Origin of the sequence: Allofournierella massiliensis (assembly GCF_004345265.1) — a bacterium.
Taxonomy (GTDB): domain Bacteria; phylum Bacillota; class Clostridia; order Oscillospirales; family Ruminococcaceae; genus Allofournierella; species Allofournierella massiliensis.
The window spans coordinates 62,559-88,279 of sequence record NZ_SLUM01000007.1; the positions used below are offsets into that span (position 1 = coordinate 62,559).

Consider the following 25,721-nt stretch of genomic DNA (forward strand, 5'->3'; position numbering starts at 1 on the left):
AAAACAGGGGCAGCCATCAGGCGGCTCTGACCCAAATCTATTGCAACAGGAGGAGCGAAGCATGCGAAGCTCCAAGCAAAAAATCATCACGGCAATCGTTCTGGCGATTCTCGTAGTGCCGGCGGTCTATCTGGGGGTTCAATTGTTTGCCATTCTGAACCGGCCCTACCGCACCGAAACAGCGGTGGAATATGTCATGTCCGACAGCGTCTTTGCAGACGGTTATGTGGTGTTCGATCAGACTCCCGTGGAAGGCAGCGGGGATCTGGGTTATCTGGTGGAAAACGGCGAACGGGTTGCCTCCGGAACTGCAGTAGCGGAAGTTTACACCAGCACGGAACAGGCCCAGAGCCGCCAGCAGCTGGAGGAGATCGAGACCCAGCTCAGCCTGCTGGAAAAGTCTGAAAACACCAGTGGTACCGATGTGGACATGCTCTATAAGCAGCAGCAGAACGCTCTGTATGACCTGCTGGACTGTATCGACATGCAGGCTTACGATCAGGTCGGGGAGGCCGGTAACCAGTATTTGCTGGCAGCCAACAAGATTCAGATCATGACTGGCGCCGTAAGCAATTTTGCACAGGCCAAGCAGGAGCTGCAAACTCTGAAGGATCAGGTGCAGGCCCAGCTGGGGCAGCCTGCAACCATCTCGGCCCCGGTGGGCGGCTATTTTGTGGCGGCCGATTCGGCAGATATACTTTCGCTGACCCGGGAAGATCTGGATGCAATGGACGCGACTACTCTGGCGCAGTCGATTCAGAATGGTGACGGGGTTCAGCCGCTGGAAGGCGCAGGCAAGATCGTGACCAGCTATACCTGGTATTTCTATGGAACCTGCAGCCTGGAAGAGGGCAAGAAGTTCCAGAATGCTTCCAGTGTGGAAATCAGCTTTCCCGGTGTGGCGGAAAAAACTCTGCCGGCAACAGTGGAATCCATTGAGCTGGACGAGGAACAGGGGCTTGCCAAATTTGTGCTGCACTGCGAATACATCGGCGCGGATGTGCTGGGGCTCTCGCTGGAAGAAGCCAAAATCGATTTTGAATCCTATGAGGGGCTCCGGGTGGACGCGGATGCACTTCACATTGTGGACGGCGAAAAGGGCGTTTATGTGAAGTACGGAAATCTGGCCCGCTGGCGAAAAATTCAGATCGTTTATCAGAATGAGGAATATCTGCTGGTGGCGGAGGACGGAAAGGTTGGTACCGACAATGAGCTGCGTATGTTTGACGAAGTGATTGTGGAAGGCACCGATCTGAAGGATGGAAAAATCCTGAGCTGATTCCGAGGAAAATTTATGGCGGCAGGCAAAAAAATGATTTTTGTTTGTTGACAGGCTGTTGACAGGCTACTGAAAAACAGCGATAATATATACTAACTGATTCTATATTTTTCTTGCATGAAAAAGGGCAATCTTATCAATGCACATTGGAAGGAGCAATGAAAGATGTTTGATAAAGTGAAGAGCATGCTGGGCGTGGGCGATGACGCCGACGACGATTACTACGATACCGATGATATGTTTATTAACCCCTCCCGCGGCGGCGCCGCTCCGGAGGAGGATTATCCGCCGGAGAATACCGGTAAGCGGAATAAAGTGGTGAACATCAACGCCACCACGCAGCTGCAGGTGGTTCTGGTCAAGCCCGAGCGGTTTGACGATGCCAGCACCGTGGCAGATCATCTGAACGCAAAGCGTACCGTTGTATTGAATCTGGAATCCACCAACAAAGAGGTTTCCCGCCGTCTGGTGGACTTCCTGTCCGGTGTTGCCTATGCGAACAATGGTCAGATGAAGCGTGTTGCCAACAGCACCTTCATCATCACTCCCTATAACGTGGATATCATGGGCGATCTGCTGGACGAGCTGGAGAGCAATGGCGTATTCTTCTGATCCGGCTGCCCAGAGGGGCTTTGTTCCGCCTCAGAATGATCAGGAGCGGCTGCTGATGCGGCGGGTCCTGGATCTGTGTGCCATCGCCATGAACCGGGGAATTGCGCGCTACAGCTCTTTTTTGAGTGATCGCGAGCAGACGCTGGCACTGGCAGCCCTGAACAGGGAAGGCTGTGAGGAATATTCCTTTGATGGAGGCTATCCGTTTGCAGAACGCAGAGTACTGTGTATCGAGCCTGCGGGGGCCTGCGGCTTTTCGCCCATTGCCTGTGTTCGAATGGAATGCCTTCATGTACAGGACATACCTGGGCATAAGGACTATCTGGGGGCGGTTCTGGGCCTTGGTCTGGACCGTTCCAGCATTGGTGATATCGTGTTGGATCCCAATGCTCCGGGCACGGCCTATGTGTTTGCGCTGGAGCCGGCGGCAGAGCTGATTTGCAGTGAGCTGACCGGTGTAGGGCGCTGCTCTGTTCACACCGAGCGGTTTTATGACCAGATCCCGGTGCAGGAGCCGGAGCGGGTCCGGCAGAGCGCCACGGTTTCCTCCCTTCGGGCGGATGCCGTTCTGGCAGCGATGCTGCGGTGCAGCCGCGGTCAGGCGTCAGACCTTGTGCGCGGCGGCCGACTGAAGATCAACCATGTGGCCGTGAGCAATCCGCATGCGCCGGTGTATCAGGGAGATCTGTTCACCGTGCGGGGCAGCGGACGCTTTCGTCTGGAGGAAATTGGCGGAAAAAGCAAAAAGGATCGCCAGTTTATTACATTTTTTCAATATTGATACCAGAAGCACTGGAGGAATTAAATTATGATCTCACCGCAGGAAATCCGCAGCGTCACATTCGACAAGGTTATGCGTGGATATCGGCCGGAGGATGTGGACGCATTTTTGCAGCAGGTAGCTCAGGATATGGAGCAGCTGGCCGCGGACAACGCCGACAAGGAAAAGAAACTGTATATCCTTGCGGAGAAGATCGAAGAGTATCGCCGCGATGAAGATAACTTGAAGACGGCTCTTCTGAATGCGCAGCGTATGGGCGAAAGCGTGATTCGGGAAGCAAAGCAGAAGGCGGAATCTCTGCTGCGCGAAGCCGGTATTCGTGCCGACACCCTGACCCGGGTGGCGCAGGAGCAGAGCGAAGAACAGCAGCAGGAGCTGGAGCGGGTCAAGGCGGAAGTGGCCCACTTCAAGAATACTCTTCTGGCGATGTACAAGCAGCACATTGAACTGATCAGCGGGCTGCCTGGCGATGAAGAGGTTGAAGAGCCTGCTCCTGTGGAAGAGCCTGTTGTGGAACCGGTTCAGGAGGCAGAACAGCCTCAGGTTGAGGAACAGTCTGCTCCGGAAACTCCCGCTATGGAGGAGCCGAAGGAGGAGACCATGCAGTTCCCGGATCTGTCTGAACTGTATGGGGAGCAGAATTCCGAGCAGTCCGGCAATATGCTGGACACGGTGGAGGAATTCTTTGAGGAGGATTTCTCCGCACAGACCTTCAGCCCGGAACATGCCGAGGAGCCCAAACAGGCGGAGCAGCTGGAGCAGACTCCGGCCTTCCAGGGCTTCAAGGGAATCCAGTTTACCGATTGATTGGAATAAAAAGCTTGAAAAGGCGGCGTTTTGAAAAAGGCGCCGCCTTTGCTGCGAATCGGAAGATTAAAGGAGAACATTGGTTTTGACAACTGTATTGATTACTGCCGTTGTGGTGGCTCTGCTTGTGATTCTGGATCAGGCTGTAAAGCTTTGGGCAACGGCTGTGCTCGCACCGGTGGGGGCGATGCCGCTCATTCCCGGGGTGGTGGAGCTGCGTTATTATCTGAATGACGGCGCAGCCTTCAGCAGCTTCAGTGGCCAGCAGATTTTTCTGATTGCATTCACAAGTGTGGCGATGTTGGCCATTGCGGCCTATCTGCTGATCAAACGCCCGGCACGGAAACTGGAGTACTGGGCCTGGGTGCTGGTTCTGGCAGGTGGAATCGGCAACTGGATCGACCGGGTGTTCAATCACCAGGTAGTGGACTACATCAATTTTCTGTTTATCCGCTTTGCGATCTTTAACCTGGCAGACGTATTGGTCTGCACGGGAATCGGCCTGCTTGTCCTGAACCTGATTCTGGAAGAGCTGGCTGCCAAAAAGAAGGCTTCTGGAGAAAAAACGGATGGAACGATTTGAATTTGTGGTGCAGCCTGAGCAGGCGGGTGAACGGCTTGACCGGTTCCTGGCTGCCCAAACCGGGCTTTCCCGCAGCGCCCTGCAGCAGCTGATGGAGCAGGGCGGAGTGCTTTACGCTGGCAAGTCTGCCGCGAAAAATCAGAAAATCCAGCCCGGGATCACCATCTGTGTGGAGGTTCCCGACGCCCAGCCGCTGGATGCAGTTCCTCAAAACATCCCGGTGGATATTGTTTATGAGGATGAACATCTTCTGGTGGTGAACAAGCCCAAGGGGATGGTGGTGCATCCTGCGCCGGGCAACCCGGATGGAACGCTGGTCAATGCGTTGCTATACCATTGTGCGGGGCGGCTGTCCAGCATTGGGGGCGTGGTTCGCCCCGGTATTGTTCACCGCATCGATAAGGACACCAGTGGCCTTCTGGTGGTGGCGAAGGACGATGTGACCCATACCGGTCTGTCTGAGCAGATGGCGGTGCACAGCATTAACCGGGTTTATCAGACGGTGGTATATGGCGGGTTTGCGCAGGATGAAGGCTTTGTGGAAGCGCCCATTGGCCGCCACAAAACAGACCGGAAGAAGATGGCGGTCACCGAGCAGAATTCCAAGTATGCCTACACTGCCTACCATGTGCTGGGGCGTTATCAGGGGTTCAGCCATCTGGAATGCCGCCTGAAAACCGGGCGTACCCATCAGATCCGGGTACACATGGCAAGCATTGGGCATCCGGTGGCGGGTGACCCGGTTTACGGGCCCAAAAATGTGATCAAGAGCCTGCAGGGGCAGTGCCTGCATGCAAAAACGCTTGGCTTTGTGCATCCGATTACCGGGCAATATCTGGAATTCGACAGTGAGCTGCCGGAGTATTTCACCCGGTTCCTGCGCTCGCTGGGAAAGGAGCAGGAAGAATGGAATCGCTGAAAAAGTACCTTGTAGTATGCGATATGGATAACACCCTGCTCACGGCCAGAGAAGGTATTCCGGCCTGCAATCTGGCGGCGATCCGGTTGTTTATGGCCATGGGTGGCCGCTTTACGGTGGCTACCGGCCGGCCGCCGGAATCGATCCGTGCAGCGCTTCAGGGGCTGGAACTTTCCTGCCCGGCTATTGCATGTGGCGGTTCTGTGTTGTATGATATTCACGCGGACGAAGCGGTGGATCTGCATTTTCTGAATGAGGAGTCTGCCCGGCAGGCCATTGAAGAAGCAATGGCAGCCTTCCCGGATCTGGGTGTGGAAATTATGGTGGAGGAAGGCCGCCCCTATGTGGTGCGGGCCAACCAGTATACCACCGCTCACATGAAGGATGAGAAGATGGGGTGTGTACTCTGTCCGCTGGAGCAGGTGCCGCCCAATTGGGCCAAGGTTGTTTTTGCGGCACATCCTGCCGCGTTGTTCAAGGTACAGCAGTATTTTGCAGACAAGACCTACCCCGGGCTGCAGTTTGTGCCTACGAATTTTATCTATTTCGAAATCATGCCGGAGCATGTTTCGAAAGCGTCCGCACTGAAAGAGCTTTGCCGCAGGGAACTCATCCCTATGGAATATACCGTCGTGATCGGGGATTATTTCAACGATCTGGAGCTGATGGCTGCCGCCGGATATGCGGTGGCCGTGGGCAATGCACCGCCGGAGGTGCAGAATGCAGCCGATGAGGTGGTCGCACGCTGCACAGATGGCGGTGTGGGAGAGTACCTGTATGCATTGGTGAAAAAACATGAGGGAAAACAACGGGAGGAACAGCATGGATAAACAGACGATGAACCACCTGAAGCGAATGGCGAATCAGGTCCGGCAGGACGTTCTGAATGAGGTATACGAGGCCGCTTCCGGCCATCCGGGTGGCTCACTCTCAGTGGCCGATACCCTGACCTATCTCTATGAGGTACAGATGCGGGTGGATCCCAAGAACCCTTCCTGGGAGCAGCGGGATCGGCTGGTGCTTTCCAAGGGACACACCTGCCCGGCACTTTATTCTGTGCTGGCTCAGAAGGGCTTCTTTGACCGGGAAGAGCTGAAGAAGTTCCGTCATCTGGGCGCAATGCTTCAGGGTCATCCGGATATGAAGGGAACTCCCGGTGTGGATATGAGCACCGGCAGCCTGGGGCAGGGCATCTCTGCTGCTGTGGGTATGGCGCTTGCAGCAAAGACCCAGGGCGCTGACTGGCGCGTGTTCACTGTGCTGGGCGACGGCGAGCTGCAGGAAGGCCAGGTATGGGAGGCTGCCATGTTTGCGGCTCATCACAAGCTGGACAACCTGATTGCTGTGGTGGACAACAACAACCTGCAGATCGACGGTAACGTGAGCGATGTTTGCTCGGTTTATCCCATCGATGAGAAATTCCGTGCCTTTGGCTGGGAAGTGTTTGCCGCAGATGCCCATGACTTCGAGAGCCTGGATGCTGCCTTCACTGCAGCACGTCAGGTAAAGGGCAAGCCCAGTGTGATTGTACAGAAGTCGGTAAAGGGCAAGGGCGTATCCTTTATGGAGAATCAGGCCGGCTGGCATGGCAAGGCCCCCAATCAGCAGCAGTATGAACAGGCCATGGAAGAGCTCCGCGCTGCGGCGGCCGAACTGGAGGTATAAAAACGATGATGCAGACTAAACCGATCGCTACCCGTGAGAGCTATGGCCGTACTCTGGCGCAGCTGGGCGCGGAGAATGACAAGATTGTAGTTCTGGACGCCGATCTGGCGGAATCCACCAAGACCTGTATGTTCCAGGAGAAATTCCCCGAACGCCATTTCGACTGCGGCATCGCAGAGGCCAACATGGTTTCCATTGCGGCCGGCATGGCTGCTGCGGGAATGATCCCCTTTGTTTCCAGTTTTGCTATGTTTGCCACCGGACGTGCCTATGAGCAGATCCGCAACTCGGTAGGCTACCCCCATCTGAACGTGAAGATCTGTGCCAGCCACGCGGGCATTTCCGTGGGTGAGGATGGCGCGACCCATCAGTGCGTGGAGGATATTGCCCTGATGCGCGGTATTCCCGGCATGGTTGTGGTAAATCCTGCTGACGATACCGAAGCCTGCCAGGCCGTGCGTGCACTGGCAGAGTATTATGGCCCTGCTTATCTGCGCCTGGGCCGTCTGGCAGTTCCTGTGGTCAATGACCCGGAAAGCTATCACTTCGAGCTGGGTCGTGCAGTTACCCTGCGCGAGGGCAAGGATGCAACTGTTATTGCCACCGGCCTGATGGTTGCCCGTGCGCTGGAGGCGGCAGAACAGCTGGCCCAGGAAGGCGTGCAGGTTCGCGTGGTGAACATGCACACCATCAAGCCTCTGGATGTGCAGGCTGTGGTGAATGCTGCCAACGAGACCGGCTGCATCGTAACCGCTGAAGAGCACAGTGTGATCGGCGGTCTTTACAGCGCAGTCTGCGAGGCAATGGTTGGGGAAGGTGTTTCCTGCCCGGTTGCTCCTGTGGCAATTATGGATGCGTTTGGCCAGTCCGGCCCCGCAAACGCTCTGCTGGAGTATTATGGTCTTACTGCTTCCGCAATCGCGCAGAAGGTGCGCGACTGCCTGGCACGCTGATCAGATTGATTGAATGAAAATCTCCCGTTTCGCATTTTGTCGAATCGGGAGATTTTTGTATATCTTTACAAACAATGGCAGGGTTTTGTGCTATAATAGAAAAAAGACCGTGTTCGGACAAAAGGGGTCGGAATACGGCCGAACAGGGAAGGATGCAGCACGGGATGACAAAGGAGCGAAATACCAGGAAGGTATTGCTGTGCTGTGCGGCAGCACTGCTGTTATTGCTGACGGGGGCGCTCTGGTTCAGCGTACCGTTCTGGCAGCCGGGGTATCGAACCGTTGCATCCGAGCCCTTTGATGCACATCAGATGGAGATGGTCGAATTGAACTCGGCCGGGATCGACGCTCTGTGTTCGCTTCCCGGTGTGGGGGAGAAAAAGGCCCGGGCGATTCTGGAATATCGGGAAGTTCATGGGCCGTTTTCCAGTTTGGATGAACTGGAGCAGGTCGACGGAATATCCACAAAAAGCATCGAGGAATGGCGTTCCAGGCTTTACATCGAAGCAGATGAGATGCAAAAAGAGGAGAGATAGATCGTGATGACACAAAACAACATCTACATCAACCGCGAGCTCAGCTGGCTTGATTTCAATAAGCGTGTGCTGGCGTTGAGCAAGGACAAGACGGTTCCTCTTGCGGAACAGATGAAGTTTGCGGCAATTTACGGCAGCAATCTGGATGAGTTTTTTATGGTTCGTGTGGGTTCGCTGTATGACCGCACGCTGCTGAAAAATGAGATTACCGAAAACAAGACCAACATGACGGCAGCTCAGCAACTGGCAGCGATTATGCCTAAAACAGCCCTGCTGCAGGATCAGTGCGACAAATACGTGGCAAAGCTGCGGGATAATCTGGCTCAGATCGGTTATCGGAAGATTGATTTTGAGAAGCTGGACAAAGAGGACGAAAAATTCTGGAAAAAGTATTTCCAGAGCGAGCTGTTTCCTGTGCTGTCTCCGCAGATTATCGATCATCGGCACCCGTTCCCGTTCCTGCGCAATCAGGAAATTTACTTATGTGCCACACTGAAGGCGAAAGGCGATGCGAGTCTGTCCTTTGGCCTGATTCCCATTGGCAGCCAGTTTGAGCGTGTGCTGTACCTGAAGAAGGATGATGCGCTGTATTACGGCCTGGTGGAAGAGCTGATCTACCACTATGCGGAGCTGGTTTTCCCGATCCTTCAGAAAAAGTGCCTGTTCCGGGTAACCCGAAACGCAGATATCGATGTGAAGGAGGGCATGTTCGATCAGGACATTGACTACCGGCAGGTTATGAGCGAGCTGCTGAAGAAGCGCCGTAAGCTGGCTGCAGTTCGCATCCAGTTCTGGAACCAGCCCCCGCAGGAAGTGAAAAACTATCTGTGCGAAAAACTGGTTCTGCCTGCGCAGCAGTGCTTCAACCAGAGCAGCCCTCTGGATCTTTCCTACTGCTTTAAGCTCACAGCCCGGCTGCAGAATGAAGGCCACAGCGAGCTGTTCTATGCTCCGGCAAAGCCGATGCAGGCACCTCATGGCTATAAGCTGAGCGAGGCAGTGCAGAAAAATGATGTGTTGATTGCCTACCCCTATCAGAGCATGCGCCCCTTCATCAAGATGCTGATGGCGGCGGCCTTTGATCCGGAGGTTATCTCCATCAAGATGACTCTGTATCGTATGGCGCGGGATTCCCAGATTGTGCAGGCCCTGATTGCCGCGGCGGAAAATGGCAAAGAGGTCGTAGCGGTGGTGGAGCTGCGTGCCCGTTTTGATGAGCAGAACAACATTGACTGGTCCAAACAGCTGGAAGAGGCTGGCTGTACGGTGCTGTACGGTCTGGATGACTACAAGGTTCATTCCAAGCTGACCCTGATTACCCGCCGCACCAAGGACGGTTATCGTTACACCACCCAGATCGGTACCGGCAACTACAACGAAAAGACCAGTGAGCAGTATACCGATCTTTCCTACGTGACCACCCGCACGGAAATTGGTGAAGAAGCATCGGCTGTGTTCAACAACCTGGCGGTAGAACGGCTCACAAACAATACCAAATATCTGCTGGTGGCTCCGCTGTGCTTTAAGAGCGTTCTGCTGGAGGAGATGGATCGGGAGATTCAGAAGGCCAAGGAGGGTAAGCCTGCCCGCATTATCCTGAAGAATAACTCGGTCAGCGATAAAAACGTGATCGAAAAGCTGTCCGAGGCGTCCTGTGCAGGCGTTTCGGTAGATATGATCGTGCGTGGCATCTGCTGCGTGACCGCAGGGGTACCCGGCAGCACAGACAATCTGCGAATCCGGAGCATTGTGGGGCGGTATCTGGAACACTCCCGTATCTACTGCTTTGGCGACGGTGACGACATGCGTGTCTATATTGCTTCCGGCGATTTCCTCACCCGCAATACCGAACGCCGGGTAGAGGTTGGCTTGAAGGTGCCGGATCGGGCACTGGCCAACAAGCTGCGCCAAATTCTGGAGCTTCAGTTGAGCGACAATGTAAATGCCCGGGAGATGAAGCCGGATGGAAGCTATTCCAAGGTAAAGGCAGAGCCGGGTGCACCTCGCGTGGACAGCCAGATGGCCCTGTATGATCTGTTCCGGGATAGCTTTGTACTGCCGGTAGCGCAGACAGTGCAGGCACCTGCGCCGAAAACTGGTCTGCTGCAAAAGATCGCCAACCTTCTGCATGGCAAGAAGTAAAATTACATTTCATTCCCCCGTCGGGATGCGCTTGCATCCGGGCGGGGGATTTTTTTGCAGAGAAGAGGGCTATCCCGGCGGGAAATGGAATAGAAATGCAATAGTGTTCTTGCCGCAGAAAAAAGGAGGATCGCCCATGTGGAATGTGGAAACAAACGAGACAATGCCCCCGGTGCTTGCCAGCCGACAGGAAGTAGAGCAGCTGCTGCGCCCGCCGACTCAGAGGCAGAACCCGGAACGGAAGAATCCGGTTCTTACGTTACAGATTTTGATCTGTGGTCTGATTTTGCTTTGTGTTGTTGCCGTCCGCACGATTTCGCCACCCCTCTATGAGACGTTTCAGGCCGGTTACCGGCAGCTGCGCTATCAGGGAATTGCTCTGTCCGGAGAGGAGGAGCTGGTGAAATTTGCAAGTGCAGCAGTTCGGGATTTGAGTGTACAGGCCATGGAGACAATGCAACGACTTTCCGGGGAAAATACACTGACTTTAGGGTATGGCGCTGGGGGATGGAGCCGCCGGGCAGCGCCGGAAGGGAACTCTCTGGAAACGTTGGTGCCAGGAAATACGCTTTCTCTGCCCGTTCGCGGGTATACCGTCACATCCGATTATGGCTGGCGCAGTGACCCTTTTACCGGAAAGGCAGATTTTCACACCGGAATTGATCTGGCGGTGGCAGAGGGAACCGGCATTCACCCGGCATGGAGTGGTATTGTACAGAAGAGCGCATGGAATGCCTCTTATGGGAATTATGTACAGGTTCTTCACGAAAATGGTCTGGTAACCCGCTATTGCCACATGCAGTATATTTTTGTGCGGCAGGGGCAGCGGGTAACTCTGGATGATGTGTTGGGTACCGTGGGGCAGACCGGGGCGGCCACCGGCCCGCATCTGCATTTTGAATTGTTCTGCAATGATGTGCGCTACGATCCCGCAAAAGCACTGGAGGCAGGCGTTTGATCCGGCTGCGACAGCCGGAATTGATGCTGCTGGGCCTGTGGTTTGGACTGACGCACGATCATCTGGGAATTCTGCGAATCAGCCTCCTGTGTTCACTGCTTCACGAGAGCGGGCATATTGCGGCGTGGATCCTTTTCACCGGGACGCTTCCGGTGCTGGAGCTTTCGCCCGGTGGAATCGGACTGTGTCTGGGTACTGTGCAGCTTTCGCCCCGGAGAGAAGGAATCCTTGCCGCAGCAGGCCCGGCGGTCAACCTGATGGCAGCAGGGGCAGCATACCTGTGGATGCAGCAAAGTGCCAGTTACTGGGGGTGGTTCTTTTTGGGAACCAACCTTCTGGTGGGCGGATTTAACCTGCTTCCGGTGGGGCCACTGGACGGCAAACGGATCTGGAACAATTTCTTCGGCGGATAAATTGCATTTCCCGCGCAAATCGGTTACAATGAACTGTAACATTCAAATTGCAAAGGAATGAAGCAAGTGTTTGATCCGAAATTAAAGGAGGCCCTGGCCCGGGTGCAGAAGCCCGGCCGCTATACCGGCGGTGAGCCCGGGTGCATCATAAAAAACAAGGAAGACGTGGATCTCCGGTTTGCGTTCTGCTTTCCGGATACCTATGAGGTGGGCATGTCCTTTCTGGGCATGAAGATCCTGTATGAGCTGCTGAACGAGCGCCCCAACTGGTGGTGTGAGCGTGCCTTCATGCCCTGGCTGGATATGAAGCAGGAGATGGAACGCCTGCACATCCCCACTTATGCGCTGGAAAGCAAGGATCCGTTGACGGCATTCGATATTGTGGGCTTTACCCTGCAATACGAGCTGTCCTACACCAACATTCTGGCCATGCTGGATCTGGCGGGAATTCCGCTGTACAGCAAGGACCGGGACGAAAGCTGGCCTTTGGTGGTAGCCGGCGGCCCCTGCGTGTGCAACGCCGAGCCCATTGCCGACTTCATTGACATGATGATGCTGGGCGAGGGTGAGCTGCAGCTGCCCGAGGTGTGTGCCACTGTGGAGCAGGCCAAGAAGGAAGGCATCAGCAAGAAGGAACTGCTGCGTCGTCTGGCTAAGATCGAAGGCTGCTATGTGCCGTCCTTCTACGATGTGAGCTACAAAGAGGATGGCCGCATTCAGGCCATCACCCCCAATGAGGACTGCGCCCCGGCGGTGATTCACAAGGCAATCATCAAGGATATGAATACCCAGAAGCTGCCCACCAATTTCGTGGTGCCCATGGTGGGTGCGGTGCACGACCGCGCCCAGATCGAGGTGCTGCGCGGCTGTGTGCGCGGCTGCCGCTTCTGCCAGGCGGGCTTCATCTACCGGCCCATGCGTCAGCGTGATGCCCAGCTGCTGAACCGCGCCGCACAGGATCTGTGCGCCAATACCGGCTATGAGGAGATCAGCCTGACCAGTCTGTCCACTTCGGACCACAGCCAGCTGGAGACCCTGCTGGACGATATGGCCCCCTGGACGGAAAAGGAACATGTGAGCATTTCGCTGCCCTCGCTGCGCATTGACAACTTCACCGAAAGCCTGATTGAAAAGACCACCAAGGTACGCAAGAGCGGTCTGACCTTCGCTCCGGAGGCGGGTACACAGCGCCTGCGGGATGTAATCAATAAAAACATCACCTGGGACGAGATCGAAAAAACCTGCACGCTGGCCTTTAACGCAGGCTACACTTCAGTAAAGCTGTACTTTATGATGGGCCTGCCCACCGAGACGCTGGAGGACATTGAGGGTATCGCCAAAACCGCTCAGCAGATCGTGGAGCTGTATTACGCCAACCCCAACAAGCCCAAGGGCCGCGGGGTGCAGGTGACCATCAGCTGCGCCTGTTTCGTGCCCAAGCCTCACACTCCCTTCCAGTTTGTTCCTCAGGACACTGAACAGATGCTGCGGGAAAAGCAGCAGCATCTGCTGCACAGCGTTCACAGCAAGAAGATTCATGTGAACTATCACGACAGCAAGACCAGTTTCCTGGAGGCTGTGTTCGCCAAGGGCGACCGGCGGCTGGCTCCTGTGATCGAGGCTGCTTATCGCAAGGGCTGCTTCTTCGACGGCTGGGACGAGTGCTTCCAGTACGATACCTGGCTGGAGACCTTCCGGGAATTCAATATGGACACCGCTTTTTATGCCAACCGGTTCATTGAACTGGACGAGCTCACTCCCTGGAGTCATCTGGACTACGGTGTGAGCCATGAGTTCCTGGTGCGGGAATACAAAAAAGCCACCATGGCGCAGACCACGCAGCCCTGCAACCGGGTATGCAGCGCCTGTGGTGCAAATAAACTGTTGGGAGGTGCCTGCTTTGACTACAGTAAGGATCTGGTTCACTAAGACAGGGGAGGCATCCTACATTTCTCTGCTGGATCTGCAGCGTGTCATGCAGAGATCCATCAAGCGCAGCGGAATTCCGGTGTGGTACACCATGGGCTTCAACCCCCATATCTATATGACCTTTGCCAATCCTTTGCCTCTGGGACAGGAGAGTCTGGTGGAGAGCGTGGATGTGAAAACCGAGCTGGAGCAGGTACCGCTGGAGGACTGGCGGCAGGCTCTGGACCGGGTAATGCCTCTGGGCATCAAGGTGACCCGCGTCACGCTGCCCCAGTACAAGGCGGAAAAGATCAGCTTTGCGCGTTATCAGCTGCGCATGCCGCTGAGCGCACAGGCCAGTGTGGATGCATACAATCAGTTGGAAACCGCCGTGATTCAGAAAAAGACCAAGCGCGGCCACAAGGAGATTGACCTGAAGCAGGCACTACCCCGCATTGAGACCGAACAGAAGGAGAATGAACTGCAGGCAGAGCTGCTGCTGACTGCGGGTGAGGGAAACAATCTGAATCCTTCGCTCTGGCTGAATTTCATGCAGGAGCACTGCGGGCTCAATCCCACCGACGTTTCGGTGCTGCGCACCGCACTTTTACTGGAAGATCAGACGGATTTTCGGTAAAAAAGCCTTGCAAAAGCAAACAGGCTATGATACAATATTCAGGCGTTAGTGTTCGCTGGCTCCAACCAGCGGGGTTAATGTATATCATTAAAACAGGCGGTCCTCTGCTGTGCGGCCATTTGCACGGGTACGAACGTCGATAAAAATGGAGGATTTTACAATGGACGCAATGAAGATTATCACCGAGGGCATGATTAAAGAGAACCAGCCCAAGTTCGAAGTCGGCGACACCGTTCGCGTGTCCGTTCGCATCAAGGAAGGCGAGCGTGAGCGTATCCAGGCCTTCGAGGGCACTGTGATCGCCAAGAAGCATGGCGGCGTGGCTGAGACCTTTACCGTTCGCCGTTCTTCCTACGGCGTTGGCGTGGAGCGCGTGTTCCCCGTGAACTCCCCCTTCGTTGAGAAGGTTGAGGTTGTTCGCTGCGGTAAGGTTCGCCGTGCGAAGCTGTTCTACCTGCGTAGCCGCACCGGTAAGGCTGCCAAGGTTAAGGAGCAGATCTGATAATCGACAAAAAAGGGGCAATTTATATTGCCCCTTTTTTCGTTATATGATAAAATGTGAAATACGTTCTGTAAATCCCTGGAAAGAGGGTGTATCCAATGGAAGAAAAACGTTTTCGCAAAAATGTGGATCTGCTGGACTGGTACGATGCTCTTGTGTTTGCGTTGGCGGCTCTGGTTCTGATTTTTGCGTTTTGTGTTCGTGTGGTGGTGGTGGATGGTCATTCTATGGAGCCCACGCTCCATGAACAGGATCGTCTGCTGGTGCAGAGCACCTTTTACAAGCCCCAGCGCGGAGATGTGGTTGTGGTAGATGGCTACATTAATTACGGAAAACCGCTGGTCAAACGTGTGATTGCCGTAGGTGGTGATACGGTGGATATTGATGAGGAACAGGGAATCGTTTATGTGAATGGCGAAGCTCTGGACGAGCCCTATACCGCCGAACCTACCTATACCGAAGGCAATATCGGATTTCCTCTGACTGTGCCGGAAGGCCAGCTGTTTCTGATGGGCGATAACCGTCAGCATTCCACCGACAGCCGCTTTGTAAGCGTTGGCCTGATCGATGAACGGGATATCCTGGGTAAGGTGCTGTGGCGCATCTTCCCCCTGAACGCATTTGGGAGGATCAAATGAGTAACGATATGATCAACCGCCGCAACATCCAGTGGTTCCCCGGTCACATGATGAAGACCCTGCGGCTGATGGAAGCGAATATTAAGAATGTGGATGCGGTTCTACAGCTGCTGGATGCCCGCATTCCCATGAGCAGCCTGAACCCGGAGATTCAGCGGATCACCGAGCAGAAACCCCGTCTGTATGTGATGAACAAGGCGGATCTGGCGGACCCGGCGCTGACAGCTGCTTGGGTGAAATATTTCCGGGATTCCGGCGCCGGATGTGTCGCCATCAGCGCCAAGCAGAAGGGCAGTGCCGCGCAGGTGCGCACGGCCATCGAAAAGGAGCTGGAAGATCTGATTGCCCGCCGGGCTATCAAGGGTATGGGCGGCGCCCGCATCCGGGTCATGGTAGTGGGCATCCCCAATGTGGGCAAGTCCACCTTTATCAATAACTTTGCAGGGCAGGTGCGCGCCAAGGCGGCGGACCGTCCGGGCGTGACCCGCGGCAAGCAGTGGGTTACCGTGGGCAATTACGACCTGTTGGACATGCCCGGTGTGCTGTGGAAAAAGTTCGACAGTCTGGAAACCGCCACCAATCTGGCGTTTATCGGTTCCATCAAGGATGATATTCTGGACATTGAAGAACTGGCCATGGGTCTGCTCAGTCAGATGCAGAAAATCTATCCGGAAAAGCTGGCAGAGCGTTACAAGCTCAGCGAAGAGCAGTTGCAGCTGGGCCCCTGGGAGCTGCTGGAGGCCATCGGCCGCAAGCGCGGTATGCTGATCAGCGGCGGCGAAGTGAACACCGAGCGTGCGGCGATTATGCTGGTGGATGAGTTTCGCGCCAGCAAGTGGGGCCGTATTACGCTGGAAAAGCCCTATCAGATGGAGCAGGCTCAGGAGCAAGAGGTGCAGGAATGAACGCATTGTATGAGTTTGACGAGCAGCTCCGCCGGGAAAAAGGTGTTTTCTGCGGTGTGGACGAGGCAGGTCGCGGCCCACTGTGTGGCCCGGTCTGCTGTGCGGCTGTCATTCTGGATCCGGAAAATCCCATTGAGGGAATTAACGATTCCAAAAAGCTCAGTGAGAAAAAACGGGAACAGCTGTTTGATGTGATTCGGGAAAAAGCTCTGGCATACAGCATTGTGATGGTGGAGCCTGCCGTGATCGACGAAAAAAACATTTTGTGGGCTACCATGGGTGGAATGCGCCAGGCGGTGGAAGAGCTTTCCATCCGGCCGGAGTATGTTCTGGTGGATGGCAACCGCGTTCCGCCGGAGCTTTCCATTCCGGCGGGCGCTCAGGTGAAAGGAGATGCCACCAGCGCAAGCATCGGTGCGGCATCCATTCTGGCCAAGGTCAGCCGGGATCGGTTCATGCTGGAGCTGGATCGGCAGTATCCTCAGTATCAGCTGGCAAAACACAAAGGATACCCCACAAAGCTGCATTATGAACTGATTCAGCAATACGGCATCCAGCCCTTTTATCGCCGGTCTTTTTTGAAAAAACTGGGGTATTGAGGATGAATACCCAGGATACGGGCCGTCGCGGCGAAGCTGCTGCCGCCCGTTATTACATGAACCGCGGCTACAAACTGCTGGATCACAACTATAAAACCCGTCAGGGTGAACTGGATCTGGTTCTGCAAAAGGGTGAGCTGGTGGTCATTGCGGAAGTGAAAACCCGTGCGGAAAATGCCTGGTACCGGCCGCAGGAGGCAGTAACCCGGGCAAAGCAGCGGCGAATTTTGCTGGCTGCACAATCTTATCTGCAAACCAACGGATTGCTGGAAAAAATGATCCGATTTGACGTGGTGGAGGCACTGACTCTGCCCCAGGGTGGTTTTGCAATACACTGCATTCGAGATGCCTTTCAGGCGTGAGACTGCAGATCCACAGAAAAGAAAGGGGACAACTACCATGCAATTTTTCAGTACGCGGAACGCGGGCAGCCGGGTATCGGCGGCTCAGGCCATCGTTCAGGGCCTTTCTTCCGAGGGCGGTCTTTTTGTGCCGGAATCCTTCCCTCAGGCGGATCTGAAAACTGCCTGTGAGAAGAGCAGCTATGCGGAGCTGGCTGCCTATGTACTTGGTCTTGTCCTTCCCGGTTACCCGCAGGAGTTTGTGTCTGAGGCTACGGAAAAGACCTATGGTACGGCGTTTCAGGGCAAAGCGGGATATCTGCATGCGGTGAATAAGGATCTGTACTCGCTGGAGCTCTGGCATGGCCCCACCTGTGCCTTCAAGGATTATGCACTCCAGATCATGCCGAAACTTCTGGTCAAGGGTAAGGAGCTGCTGGGACGCAGTGAGCTGACCTATATTCTGGTGGCGACCTCCGGCGATACCGGCAAGGCAGCTCTGGCCGGTTATCAGGATGTTCCCGGTGTGAAAATTGCGGTGTTTTATCCCTCTCACGGCACCAGTCAGGTGCAGCGCCTGCAGATGACCACCCAGCAGGGCGATAATGTGGCGGTGTATGCGGTGAACGGCAACTTCGACGATGCGCAGACCGGTGTGAAAAAGGTCTTTGCGGATCAGGAGCTGGGCCGACAGCTGGCCGGGCAGAATGTGTGTCTGTCCAGTGCGAATTCCATCAACTGGGGACGTCTGGCTCCTCAGATTGTGTACTACTTTGCTGCTTACCGGCAGCTTCTGGAGCAGGGACGCATTCAGATGGGTGAAGCGGTAGATTTCTGCGTGCCCACCGGTAACTTCGGTGATATTCTGGCCGGTTATTACGCCAAACGGATGGGGCTGCCCGTAGGTCGGCTGGTTTGCGCATCCAACCGAAACAATGTGCTTACTGAGTTTTTGAAAACCGGTCATTACGATGCCCGCCGCACCTTCTACCGTACCACCTCGCCCTCCATGGATATTCTGGTTTCCTCCAATCTGGAGCGTCTGCTGTACCATGTGTGCGAGGACACCGAAAAGGTAAGCGGATGGATGGAGCAGCTGCGTACCCAGGGCCACTATCAGGTGGATGAGCAGTGCCTGAAGAAGATTCAGGAGATCTTCTCCGCAGGCTGCACAGATGACGAGCAGGCTGCTGAGGAGATCAGCGCCATGTTCCACGGTAATCAGTATCTGTGTGATCCCCACACAGCGGTGGCTTTCCGTGTAGCGCAGGAATACAAGAATGAAATCTCTTCCGGTGCACCCATGGTGGTATTGTCCACCGCCAGCCCCTTCAAGTTCCCCGGCGATGTGCTGGAGGCTTTGGGCCAGCCGGTGCCGGAGGATGAGTTTGAGGCGATGCGGCAGCTTGCTGCACACACCAACGCCCCTGTACCGCAGGCGCTTGCATCTCTGCAGGGGCAGAAGGAACGCTTTGACCGGGTGATCGAACCGGAACAGATCCGCGAGATTGCCCAAAGCCTGTAAAAAAGCAGCAGTGCCGCTTCGCATATTTGCCGAAGCAGCACTGCTGTTTCCCGGAGCGGAAAATTCTGATCTGTCAGATTTCCGCAAAGGTATCACATTTGGTTTTGCCCGGGTCGTCGGAGCAACGGTTCACATGGATGGAATCGGCGGTGCAGCAGCACGAGCCGTCATTGTGAACACAGTTGCGTACATCACAGCAGACTCCCCGAATGACAGGTTCTTTGTGTTCCATTTTCAAAACCTCCTTTGTGAGGTTATTGTTTGCCGGATCGACAGGAATATGAGGAGAAATATATGGCAATTTACACGATTGGGGATCTGCACCTGTCGCTGGGATGCGAAAAGCCCATGGATATTTTTCCGGGCTGGCAGGGCTACATGGAAAAGCTGGAGCGGCACTGGAATACTTTGGTGCGCCCGGAGGATACGGTTGTGCTGGCGGGTGATACCAGTTGGGCCATGAAGCTGGAGGATGCCGTTGCGGACTTTTCCTTTTTGCAGCGTCTGCCCGGCCAGAAGCTTCTTTTGAAGGGTAACCATGATTACTGGTGGACGACGGTGAAAAAGATGGAACGCTTTTTGCAGGAAAACGGATTCGACAGTCTGCACATTCTGCATAACAACTCCATTCTGGTCGAGGGGTTGGCCGTTTGTGGTACTCGCAGCTGGATGTTTGATGTGGGGGAAGCCCACGACGAGAAGGTGATGAACCGGGAACTGGGCCGACTGCGCGCCAGTCTGGATGCAGCGCAGGAAGGAGCCGAACGGGTAGCATTTCTGCATTATCCGCCGGTATACCCAAATGCCAACGCCCAGCAGGTAATCGATCTGCTGAAGGAATACAATGTAAAACGCTGCTTTTATGGACATTTGCATGGCAATGCGATCCGATTTGCAGTGCAGGGAATGGTGGATGGCATCGAATATTGCCTGATTTCAGCAGATGCACTGGCATTTTGCCCATATAAAATTTAACGAAAGTATGGAAATTCCATGCACAGCATGGTATAATAAATTGAATTTCTTTGTATGGAGGAAATAAAATGAATCTCGTAAAAAGTGAAAAGCTCGAAAAGAGCATGCATGAGTTACAGTTTTCGGTGGATGCCGAGGCTTTTAAGGCTGCCATTGACAAGGCGTTCAAGCGCGAAGGCAAGAAGTACAACGTGCCCGGCTTCCGCAAGGGCCACGCTCCCCGCGCTGTGATCGAAAAGATGTATGGCGCTGATATCTTCCACTACGATGCCATCAATGATCTGTTCCCCGAGGCTTTTGAGGCTGCGGTGAAGGAAGCCGGCATCGAGCCCGTGGGCCGCCCCGAGGCCGACGTTGTTTCCCAGAGCCTGGAGGACGGCGTAGTGCTGAAGGTGGTTGTGGCTGTGAAGCCCGAGATCAAGCTGGGCCAGTACACCGGTTTAAAGGCCACCAAGAAGGTCAATACTGTTGAGGACGCTGATGTGGATGCCGAGCTGGCCCGCATGCAGGACCGCAACGGCCGCATCGTTACCCGCGATGGCAAGGCTGAGAATGGCGATACCGCTGATATCGACTTCGAGGGCTTTGTGGATGGCGTCGCCTTTGAGGGCGGCAAGGCCGAGCATTACAGCCTGGTTCTGGGTTCCGGCAGCTTTATCCCCGGTTTCGAGGAGCAGGTTGTTGGCCACGCTGCCGGCGAGGAGTTCGACGTGAACGTGACCTTCCCCGAGGAGTACCAGGCCAAGGAGCTGGCTGGCAAGGCTGCTGTGTTCAAGATCAAGCTGCACGAGGTAAAGACCAAGGAGCTGCCTCTGCTGGATGACGAGTTCGCCAAGGACGTGAGCGAGTTCGATACTCTGGATGAGCTGAAGGCCAACATCCGCAAGGGTATGGAGGAGCAGAACGAGAAGCAGGCTGCTCTGGCTGTGGAGAACGATCTGGTTGACCAGGTAATCGGTACCATCGAGGGCGATATCCCCGAGGTAATGTACGAGAACCGTATGGACGAGATGGTTCGTGACTTCGAGTACCGTCTGGCTCAGCAGGGCCTGAAGCTGGATATGTACCTGCAGTACATGGGTCAGACCATGGACAGCTTCCGTGCTTCCTTCAAGGAGCAGGCTGAGAAGCAGGTTAAGATCCGTCTGGCTCTGGAGGCTGTTGCTGCCGCTGAGAACATCACTGCCAGCGACGAGGAGTACGAGAACGAGATGCAGCGCATTGCCGATCAGTACAAGATGGAGATCGACAAGGTGAAGTCTCTGGTCAATGCCGACGAGGTGAAGAAGGATCTGGCTGTGAACAAGGCCATCGACTTCATCAAGGAGAAGGCTGAGATCACCGAGGAGAAGGTTAGCAAGGAGTAATTCCTGCAGAATCTTTCCCCTTACATAAGCGGAATCAATCTGACCGATACGCGCAATGTGACTGCTCGTATCGGTCATTTTGCAGGCGCTTGATTTTATCAACAGGAGGCGACGAATCATGAGTTTGGTTCCTTACGTCATTGAACAAACCGCTCGAGGTGAGCGTTCTTACGACATTTTTTCCCGTTTGCTGAACGACCGCATCATTATGCTGTGCGATGAGGTAAACGACACCACCGCCAGTCTGGTTGTGGCTCAGCTGCTGTATCTGGAAGGCCAGGATCCGGACAAAGATATCAGCCTGTACATCAACAGCCCCGGTGGCTCCATCAGTGCAGGTATGGCCATCCATGATACGATGAAATACATCAAGTGTGATGTTTCCACCATCTGCATGGGTATGGCTGCCTCCATGGGCGCGTTTTTGCTGGCCAGTGGCACCAAGGGCAAGCGCCTGGCTCTGCCCAATGCCGAGATCATGATCCATCAGCCGCTGATGAGCGGTCTGCAGGGTCAGACTACTGACATTAAGATCCACGCGGATCATCTGGTGCGCACTCGTGAGCGTATGAACCGTATGCTTAGCGAATACACCGGCCAGCCTTATGAGACCATTGTGGCGGATACCGAACGCGACAACTTCCTGTCTGCGCAGCAGGCTGCAGATTATGGCCTGATCGACGCAGTGATCACTCATCGATAAAGGAAAGCTGATTGTATGGCAAATATCAACTCCGGAAAAGATAAGGAAAAAACACTCCATTGCAGTTTCTGCGGCAAAAGCCAGGACGAAGTGGAGCGCATGATCATTGGCCCGGGCGTAAACATCTGTAATGAGTGCATCACCCTGTGCCACTCGCTGCTGGATGAAGAAGGCGTGCCGGAGCCGCCGCGTCAGCAGCAGCCGACTGCCAAGCCCCGGGGCGGTGCAAGCCGCCCGGCTGCCACGGAATCCATCAATATTCTGACTCCTGCCGAAATCAAGGCAGGCCTGGATCAGTATGTGATTGGTCAGGATGATGCAAAGCGCGTGTTGGCGGTTTCGGTTTACAACCACTACAAGCGCATTCTCAGTGGCGACGATAAGGACGTGGAGCTGCAGAAGAGCAATGTTCTGCTGCTTGGTCCTTCCGGCGTGGGTAAAACTCTGCTGGCGCAAACCCTGGCCAAGATGCTGGGCGTTCCCTTTGCAATTGCGGATGCTACCACTTTGACTGAGGCTGGCTATGTGGGTGAGGATGTGGAGAACATCCTTCTGAAGCTGATTCAGGCTGCGGATTTCGATATCCAGAAGGCGGAGATCGGCATCATTTACATCGACGAGATCGATAAGATCACCCGCAAGAGCGAAAACCCCTCTATTACCCGCGATGTGGGTGGCGAGGGCGTACAGCAGGCCCTGCTGAAAATTCTGGAAGGTACTGTGAGTAACGTTCCTCCTCAGGGTGGCCGTAAGCATCCTCAGCAGGAGTTCATTCAGATCAATACCAAGAACATTCTGTTCATCTGCGGCGGTGCCTTCGATGGCCTGGAGAAATATATCCAGCGCCGTACCGAGACTTCGGTTCTGGGCTTCGGCGGTCAGCTGAAGAGCAGTGAGGAGAAGGAGCGGGAGGCCCTGCTGCGCAAGGTAGAACCTCATGACCTGGTTAAGTTCGGCCTGATTCCCGAGCTGATTGGTCGTATTCCCGTGATTACCGTTCTGGAAGCACTGGATGAGGAAGCTCTGGTACGGGTTCTGAAAGAGCCCAAGAACAGCATCGTGAAGCAGTATCAGGCACTGTTCAAGATGGACAATGTGGATCTGGACTTTACCGATGACGCTCTGCGTATGGTGGCCCGCAAGACCATTGAGCGTAAGAGCGGTGCACGCGGTCTGCGCAGCGTGATGGAAAACATGCTGATTCCCATCATGTACGAGATTCCCAGCGATCCCACCATTATCCGGGTGACGATTACCGAGGATACGGTGAACGGCGGCAAGCCGGAGCTGGAATACGGTGCGGTGCGTAAACGTTACAAAAATAATATGCCGATCCTGTGATCGACTGAAATGCCAAAAGGGGTTCTCTGTTTTCAAGAGGGCCCCTTTGGTGCATTCATCCCCCGGATGTTCACAGGGGATTACTTGAATTAACTCTACTTTTTGTGTATAATATAAAGTCAAATACACTATATTGATCCGTCTCTTTTTTAAAGAGACAACAGGAGGTTCCTGGATATGTCTGAGCGTGTGAAGATAAAAGTGGAGCATAATGTGGAGCGCCTGCCCGCCATTGCGCTGCGCGGATTGGTGCTGTTTCCTAATAATGTTGTACATTTTGAAGTAGGCCGTGCAAAAAGCATTGCAGCCATTGAGTGGGCTATGGCCAACAGCAGCCCGATTTTTCTGATTGCCCAACGGGATATGGAAACGGAAGATCCCACTACGGATGACCTGTACAAACATGGTGTGGTAGCGGAAATCAAGCAGATTCTGCGAGTATCCGACGAGCTGGTCAAGGTGTTGGTGGAAGGCAAGAGCCGGGCACGCCTGCTTGCAGTGGAAAGCAACGAGCAGATGATGGTAGCTTCCATCAAGCCGGCGCCCGTACGAGGCGTAAAGGCGGAGAAAAGTGTGGAGGCTGAAGCGCTGGTTCGCAGTCTGAAGGGTCTGTTTGAGGAGTACCTCACCCTGAACAGCCGCTTGTCCAAGGATGTGGTCTATAATATTGTAACCAACAACGATCCGGTATTTTTAAGCGAATATATTCCGGCCAATCTGCTGTTCAAATACCAGGATAAGCAGGCGATTCTGGACGAAGGCACCCTGATGGGGCGTTTGCAGAAGCTGGTAGATCTGCTTAAGCGGGAGAATCAGGTTCTGGCCATTGAGCAGGACATCCACGAGCGTGTGAATGACCAGATGGACAAAAACCAGCGGGATTACTATCTGCGTGAGCAGATGCGAGTGATTGCGCAGGAGCTGGATGAAGAGGAGGATACCCGCTTTGAGGCGGATCGCTATCGCCAGCAGATGGAAGCGCTGAACCTGCCTCAGGAAGCAGTGGAGAAGCTGGACAAGGAGATTGACCGGCTGAGCCGTATGCCCGGTAACAGCCAGGAAGCGGCGGTAATTCGCACCTATCTGGATACCTGCCTGGGTCTGCCCTGGGGCCAGTACACAGTGGACGATCTGGATATCCGCCGGGCTGAGAATATTCTCAATAAGGAGCATTATGGTCTGAAGAAGGTCAAGGACCGCATTCTGGAGATTCTGGCAGTGCGTAAGCTCAATCCGGAACTGAAGGGGCAGATCATCTGTCTGGTAGGCCCTCCGGGTGTGGGTAAGACCTCCATCGCCCGTTCCATTGCCACCTGCATCGGGCGCAAATACGCCCGGATGAGCCTGGGCGGCGTACGGGACGAAGCGGAGATTCGTGGCCACAGAAGAACCTACATTGGGGCAATGCCCGGCAAGATCATCAGCGCCATCAATACAGCCAAAAGCATGAATCCGCTGCTGCTGCTGGACGAGATCGACAAGCTGGCCAGTGATTTCCGGGGCGATCCCGCAGCGGCATTGCTGGAGGCCCTGGATCCGGAACAGAACAAGACCTTCCGCGATCATTATCTGGATATTCCCTTTGATCTGAGTCAGGTTCTGTTCATCACCACTGCGAACAATCTGGATACCATTCCGGCCCCTCTTCTGGACCGTATGGATGTGATTGAGCTGCCCAGCTATACCCGCGTGGAAAAGTTCAACATCGCCAAGCGGCATCTGCTGCCCAAACAGCTGAAGAGCAATGGGATGGAGGGAATGGTCACCATCACCAACAGCGGCCTGTATGGTCTGATTGATGGTTATACCCGCGAGGCAGGTGTGCGGCGTCTGGAGCGCCGGATCGCAGAGGTATTGCGTAAGTGTGCCCGTCAGATTGCCAGCGGTGAAGCGGAAAAGATTTCGATTGGCGCCGCAGATCTGGAAGGTCTGCTCGGACCCCGCCGGGTAAAACCGGATTTCTATAACCGAACTAACGCGGTGGGCATTGCCAACGGTTTGGCCTGGACCAGTGTGGGCGGTGAGATTCTGCCCATTGAGGTACTGGTTATTCCGGATGGAACCGGGAAAATTGAATTGACCGGTTCTCTGGGCGATGTAATGAAGGAAAGCGCCAAGCTGGCGGTAAGCTATGTACGGGTGCACGGTGCCGAGTATCACATTGACCCGGCGGTTCTCAAAAAAGCGGATATTCACATCCATGCGCCGGAGGGAGCAGTTCCCAAGGACGGACCTTCCGCTGGTGTTACGCTCACCACTGCGCTGGTTTCCTGTCTGTCCGGTATGGCAGTGCGGGCTGATGTGGCAATGACCGGAGAGATTACTCTCCATGGCAATGTGCTGCCCATTGGAGGGCTGAAGGAAAAGAGCATGGCTGCTTATCGGGAAGGAATCAAGACGGTTCTGATTCCCAAGGATAATGTGAGCGATCTGTTTGAAGTGGATGATGAAGTGAAGAAAGCGGTTGAGTTCCTGCCCATGAGCAATCTGGAGCAGGTGCTGAAAGCTGCTTTGGTGTGGCCGAAGGCTTCGGAAAAAAAGAGCCGTTCGAAAAAAGCGGCGGCACCCATTGCAGGCGGGGATCGAAAGGATCCGCTGGAAAATGTGGTGCAGCAGTAAGGAGAGAATGTGC

Annotated in this window: 27 protein-coding genes; 26 read left to right on the forward strand and 1 reads right to left on the reverse strand. The window is 54.7% G+C overall.

Features of this window, described 5'->3' with window-relative positions; translation table 11 throughout:
- The first annotated feature begins 61 nt into the window (after positions 1-61).
- From EDD77_RS05340 to thrC, 21 genes are all read left to right on the forward strand, one after another.
- The gene (locus EDD77_RS05340; RefSeq protein ID WP_058962939.1) at positions 62-1,279 is read left to right on the forward strand and encodes an HlyD family efflux transporter periplasmic adaptor subunit; all 1,218 of its coding nucleotides are present in this window, start codon (positions 62-64) and stop codon (positions 1,277-1,279) included.
- 165 nt (positions 1,280-1,444) lie between these two features.
- Positions 1,445-1,891 (forward strand): cell division protein SepF, encoded by a 447-nt coding sequence (locus EDD77_RS05345; protein ID WP_058962940.1) that lies wholly within the window; start codon positions 1,445-1,447, stop codon positions 1,889-1,891.
- Positions 1,875-2,672: a YlmH family RNA-binding protein gene (locus tag EDD77_RS05350; protein ID WP_058962941.1), complete on the forward strand. Its 798-nt coding sequence runs from the start codon at positions 1,875-1,877 to the stop codon at positions 2,670-2,672. Before EDD77_RS05345 ends, EDD77_RS05350 begins: the two co-directional genes overlap by 17 nt.
- A 27-nt stretch (positions 2,673-2,699) precedes the next feature.
- Positions 2,700-3,479 (forward strand): DivIVA domain-containing protein, encoded by a 780-nt coding sequence (locus tag EDD77_RS05355; RefSeq protein WP_058962942.1) that lies wholly within the window; start codon positions 2,700-2,702, stop codon positions 3,477-3,479.
- An 85-nt stretch (positions 3,480-3,564) separates the two neighbouring features.
- Entirely contained in the window at positions 3,565-4,062 is a 498-nt protein-coding gene (gene lspA, locus EDD77_RS05360) for a signal peptidase II (protein WP_058962943.1), read from the forward strand.
- Positions 4,049-4,981, forward strand: coding sequence for an RluA family pseudouridine synthase (locus EDD77_RS05365; protein ID WP_058962944.1), 933 nt, complete (start codon positions 4,049-4,051; stop codon positions 4,979-4,981). The genes lspA and EDD77_RS05365 overlap by 14 nt, the downstream gene beginning before the upstream one ends.
- Entirely contained in the window at positions 4,969-5,811 is an 843-nt protein-coding gene (locus tag EDD77_RS05370; RefSeq protein WP_058962945.1) for an HAD family hydrolase, read from the forward strand. The genes EDD77_RS05365 and EDD77_RS05370 overlap by 13 nt, the downstream gene beginning before the upstream one ends.
- Positions 5,804-6,646 (forward strand): transketolase, encoded by an 843-nt coding sequence (locus EDD77_RS05375; protein ID WP_058962946.1) that lies wholly within the window; start codon positions 5,804-5,806, stop codon positions 6,644-6,646. Before EDD77_RS05370 ends, EDD77_RS05375 begins: the two co-directional genes overlap by 8 nt.
- A 5-nt stretch (positions 6,647-6,651) precedes the next feature.
- A complete protein-coding gene (locus tag EDD77_RS05380) occupies positions 6,652-7,599 on the forward strand; it encodes a transketolase family protein (protein ID WP_058962947.1) in 948 nt (315 codons plus the stop codon).
- A 164-nt stretch (positions 7,600-7,763) separates the two neighbouring features.
- Positions 7,764-8,135 carry a ComEA family DNA-binding protein gene (locus tag EDD77_RS05385; protein ID WP_058962948.1) on the forward strand — a complete coding sequence of 124 codons (372 nt, stop codon included), beginning with the start codon at positions 7,764-7,766 and terminating at the stop codon, positions 8,133-8,135.
- Between the two features lie 6 nt (positions 8,136-8,141).
- Complete coding sequence (gene ppk1, locus EDD77_RS05390) at positions 8,142-10,277, forward strand: polyphosphate kinase 1 (RefSeq protein WP_058962949.1); 2,136 nt, start codon at positions 8,142-8,144, stop codon at positions 10,275-10,277.
- A 136-nt stretch (positions 10,278-10,413) separates the two neighbouring features.
- A complete protein-coding gene (locus EDD77_RS05395) occupies positions 10,414-11,235 on the forward strand; it encodes a M23 family metallopeptidase (protein ID WP_058962950.1) in 822 nt (273 codons plus the stop codon).
- Positions 11,232-11,648: a zinc metalloprotease gene (locus tag EDD77_RS05400; RefSeq protein ID WP_058962951.1), complete on the forward strand. Its 417-nt coding sequence runs from the start codon at positions 11,232-11,234 to the stop codon at positions 11,646-11,648. The genes EDD77_RS05395 and EDD77_RS05400 overlap by 4 nt, the downstream gene beginning before the upstream one ends.
- Before the next feature lie 57 nt (positions 11,649-11,705).
- Positions 11,706-13,577, forward strand: a complete 1,872-nt coding sequence (locus EDD77_RS05405; RefSeq protein WP_058962952.1) for a TIGR03960 family B12-binding radical SAM protein — start codon at positions 11,706-11,708, stop codon at positions 13,575-13,577.
- The gene (locus tag EDD77_RS05410) at positions 13,549-14,193 is read left to right on the forward strand and encodes a TIGR03936 family radical SAM-associated protein (protein ID WP_058962953.1); all 645 of its coding nucleotides are present in this window, start codon (positions 13,549-13,551) and stop codon (positions 14,191-14,193) included. Before EDD77_RS05405 ends, EDD77_RS05410 begins: the two co-directional genes overlap by 29 nt.
- Positions 14,194-14,353: 160 nt before the next feature.
- Positions 14,354-14,695: a 50S ribosomal protein L19 gene (rplS, locus tag EDD77_RS05415; protein ID WP_058962954.1), complete on the forward strand. Its 342-nt coding sequence runs from the start codon at positions 14,354-14,356 to the stop codon at positions 14,693-14,695.
- Between the two features lie 98 nt (positions 14,696-14,793).
- A complete protein-coding gene (lepB, locus tag EDD77_RS05420) occupies positions 14,794-15,333 on the forward strand; it encodes a signal peptidase I (RefSeq protein WP_058962955.1) in 540 nt (179 codons plus the stop codon).
- The gene (ylqF, locus tag EDD77_RS05425) at positions 15,330-16,238 is read left to right on the forward strand and encodes a ribosome biogenesis GTPase YlqF (protein WP_058962956.1); all 909 of its coding nucleotides are present in this window, start codon (positions 15,330-15,332) and stop codon (positions 16,236-16,238) included. Before lepB ends, ylqF begins: the two co-directional genes overlap by 4 nt.
- Complete coding sequence (gene rnhB, locus EDD77_RS05430; protein WP_058962957.1) at positions 16,235-16,837, forward strand: ribonuclease HII; 603 nt, start codon at positions 16,235-16,237, stop codon at positions 16,835-16,837. Before ylqF ends, rnhB begins: the two co-directional genes overlap by 4 nt.
- Positions 16,838-16,839: 2 nt before the next feature.
- On the forward strand, positions 16,840-17,199 hold the full coding sequence (locus EDD77_RS05435) for a YraN family protein (RefSeq protein ID WP_058962958.1): 360 nt from the start codon (positions 16,840-16,842) through the stop codon (positions 17,197-17,199).
- 37 nt (positions 17,200-17,236) lie between these two features.
- Positions 17,237-18,703 carry a threonine synthase gene (gene thrC, locus EDD77_RS05440; RefSeq protein ID WP_058962959.1) on the forward strand — a complete coding sequence of 489 codons (1,467 nt, stop codon included), beginning with the start codon at positions 17,237-17,239 and terminating at the stop codon, positions 18,701-18,703.
- 73 nt (positions 18,704-18,776) lie between these two features.
- Here the strand turns inward: thrC and EDD77_RS05445 are convergent, their stop codons facing one another.
- Positions 18,777-18,935 (reverse strand): DUF1540 domain-containing protein, encoded by a 159-nt coding sequence (locus tag EDD77_RS05445; protein ID WP_087181463.1) that lies wholly within the window; start codon positions 18,933-18,935, stop codon positions 18,777-18,779.
- 62 nt (positions 18,936-18,997) lie between these two features.
- Between EDD77_RS05445 and EDD77_RS05450 the strand changes: the two genes are divergently transcribed.
- The 5 genes from EDD77_RS05450 (at position 18,998) to lon (ending at position 25,708) form a co-directional block, all read left to right on the forward strand.
- Positions 18,998-19,678, forward strand: coding sequence for a metallophosphoesterase (locus EDD77_RS05450; protein ID WP_058962960.1), 681 nt, complete (start codon positions 18,998-19,000; stop codon positions 19,676-19,678).
- A gap of 68 nt (positions 19,679-19,746) precedes the next feature.
- A complete protein-coding gene (gene tig, locus EDD77_RS05455) occupies positions 19,747-21,045 on the forward strand; it encodes a trigger factor (protein WP_058962961.1) in 1,299 nt (432 codons plus the stop codon).
- Positions 21,046-21,163: 118 nt separating this feature from the next.
- On the forward strand, positions 21,164-21,748 hold the full coding sequence (locus EDD77_RS05460) for an ATP-dependent Clp protease proteolytic subunit (RefSeq protein ID WP_058962962.1): 585 nt from the start codon (positions 21,164-21,166) through the stop codon (positions 21,746-21,748).
- Positions 21,749-21,763: 15 nt separating this feature from the next.
- Entirely contained in the window at positions 21,764-23,089 is a 1,326-nt protein-coding gene (clpX, locus tag EDD77_RS05465; protein WP_058962963.1) for an ATP-dependent Clp protease ATP-binding subunit ClpX, read from the forward strand.
- A gap of 177 nt (positions 23,090-23,266) precedes the next feature.
- The gene (lon, locus tag EDD77_RS05470) at positions 23,267-25,708 is read left to right on the forward strand and encodes an endopeptidase La (protein WP_058962964.1); all 2,442 of its coding nucleotides are present in this window, start codon (positions 23,267-23,269) and stop codon (positions 25,706-25,708) included.
- The last annotated feature ends 13 nt before the right edge of the window (positions 25,709-25,721 follow it).

Excerpts from the sequence above, each read along its gene's own strand:
- EDD77_RS05385 (WP_058962948.1), top strand. The coding sequence starts at position 7,764 with ATGACAAAGGAGCGAAATACCAGGAAGGTATTGCTGTGCTGTGCGGCA.
- ppk1 (WP_058962949.1), top strand. The coding sequence starts at position 8,142 with ATGACACAAAACAACATCTACATCAACCGCGAGCTCAGCTGGCTTGAT.
- lon (WP_058962964.1), top strand. The coding sequence starts at position 23,267 with ATGTCTGAGCGTGTGAAGATAAAAGTGGAGCATAATGTGGAGCGCCTG.
- rplS (WP_058962954.1), top strand. The coding sequence starts at position 14,354 with ATGGACGCAATGAAGATTATCACCGAGGGCATGATTAAAGAGAACCAG.
- clpX (WP_058962963.1), top strand. The coding sequence starts at position 21,764 with ATGGCAAATATCAACTCCGGAAAAGATAAGGAAAAAACACTCCATTGC.
- EDD77_RS05450 (WP_058962960.1), top strand. The coding sequence starts at position 18,998 with ATGGCAATTTACACGATTGGGGATCTGCACCTGTCGCTGGGATGCGAA.
- rnhB (WP_058962957.1), top strand. The coding sequence starts at position 16,235 with ATGAACGCATTGTATGAGTTTGACGAGCAGCTCCGCCGGGAAAAAGGT.
- thrC (WP_058962959.1), top strand. The coding sequence starts at position 17,237 with ATGCAATTTTTCAGTACGCGGAACGCGGGCAGCCGGGTATCGGCGGCT.
- EDD77_RS05370 (WP_058962945.1), top strand. The coding sequence starts at position 4,969 with ATGGAATCGCTGAAAAAGTACCTTGTAGTATGCGATATGGATAACACC.
- EDD77_RS05395 (WP_058962950.1), top strand. The coding sequence starts at position 10,414 with ATGTGGAATGTGGAAACAAACGAGACAATGCCCCCGGTGCTTGCCAGC.
- ylqF (WP_058962956.1), top strand. The coding sequence starts at position 15,330 with ATGAGTAACGATATGATCAACCGCCGCAACATCCAGTGGTTCCCCGGT.
- EDD77_RS05365 (WP_058962944.1), top strand. The coding sequence starts at position 4,049 with ATGGAACGATTTGAATTTGTGGTGCAGCCTGAGCAGGCGGGTGAACGG.
- EDD77_RS05460 (WP_058962962.1), top strand. The coding sequence starts at position 21,164 with ATGAGTTTGGTTCCTTACGTCATTGAACAAACCGCTCGAGGTGAGCGT.
- EDD77_RS05340 (WP_058962939.1), top strand. The coding sequence starts at position 62 with ATGCGAAGCTCCAAGCAAAAAATCATCACGGCAATCGTTCTGGCGATT.
- EDD77_RS05405 (WP_058962952.1), top strand. The coding sequence starts at position 11,706 with ATGAAGCAAGTGTTTGATCCGAAATTAAAGGAGGCCCTGGCCCGGGTG.
- EDD77_RS05380 (WP_058962947.1), top strand. The coding sequence starts at position 6,652 with ATGATGCAGACTAAACCGATCGCTACCCGTGAGAGCTATGGCCGTACT.
- EDD77_RS05350 (WP_058962941.1), top strand. The coding sequence starts at position 1,875 with ATGGCGTATTCTTCTGATCCGGCTGCCCAGAGGGGCTTTGTTCCGCCT.
- EDD77_RS05375 (WP_058962946.1), top strand. The coding sequence starts at position 5,804 with ATGGATAAACAGACGATGAACCACCTGAAGCGAATGGCGAATCAGGTC.
- EDD77_RS05435 (WP_058962958.1), top strand. The coding sequence starts at position 16,840 with ATGAATACCCAGGATACGGGCCGTCGCGGCGAAGCTGCTGCCGCCCGT.
- tig (WP_058962961.1), top strand. The coding sequence starts at position 19,747 with ATGAATCTCGTAAAAAGTGAAAAGCTCGAAAAGAGCATGCATGAGTTA.
- EDD77_RS05355 (WP_058962942.1), top strand. The coding sequence starts at position 2,700 with ATGATCTCACCGCAGGAAATCCGCAGCGTCACATTCGACAAGGTTATG.
- lepB (WP_058962955.1), top strand. The coding sequence starts at position 14,794 with ATGGAAGAAAAACGTTTTCGCAAAAATGTGGATCTGCTGGACTGGTAC.
- EDD77_RS05445 (WP_087181463.1), bottom strand. The coding sequence starts at position 18,935 with ATGGAACACAAAGAACCTGTCATTCGGGGAGTCTGCTGTGATGTACGC.
- EDD77_RS05345 (WP_058962940.1), top strand. The coding sequence starts at position 1,445 with ATGTTTGATAAAGTGAAGAGCATGCTGGGCGTGGGCGATGACGCCGAC.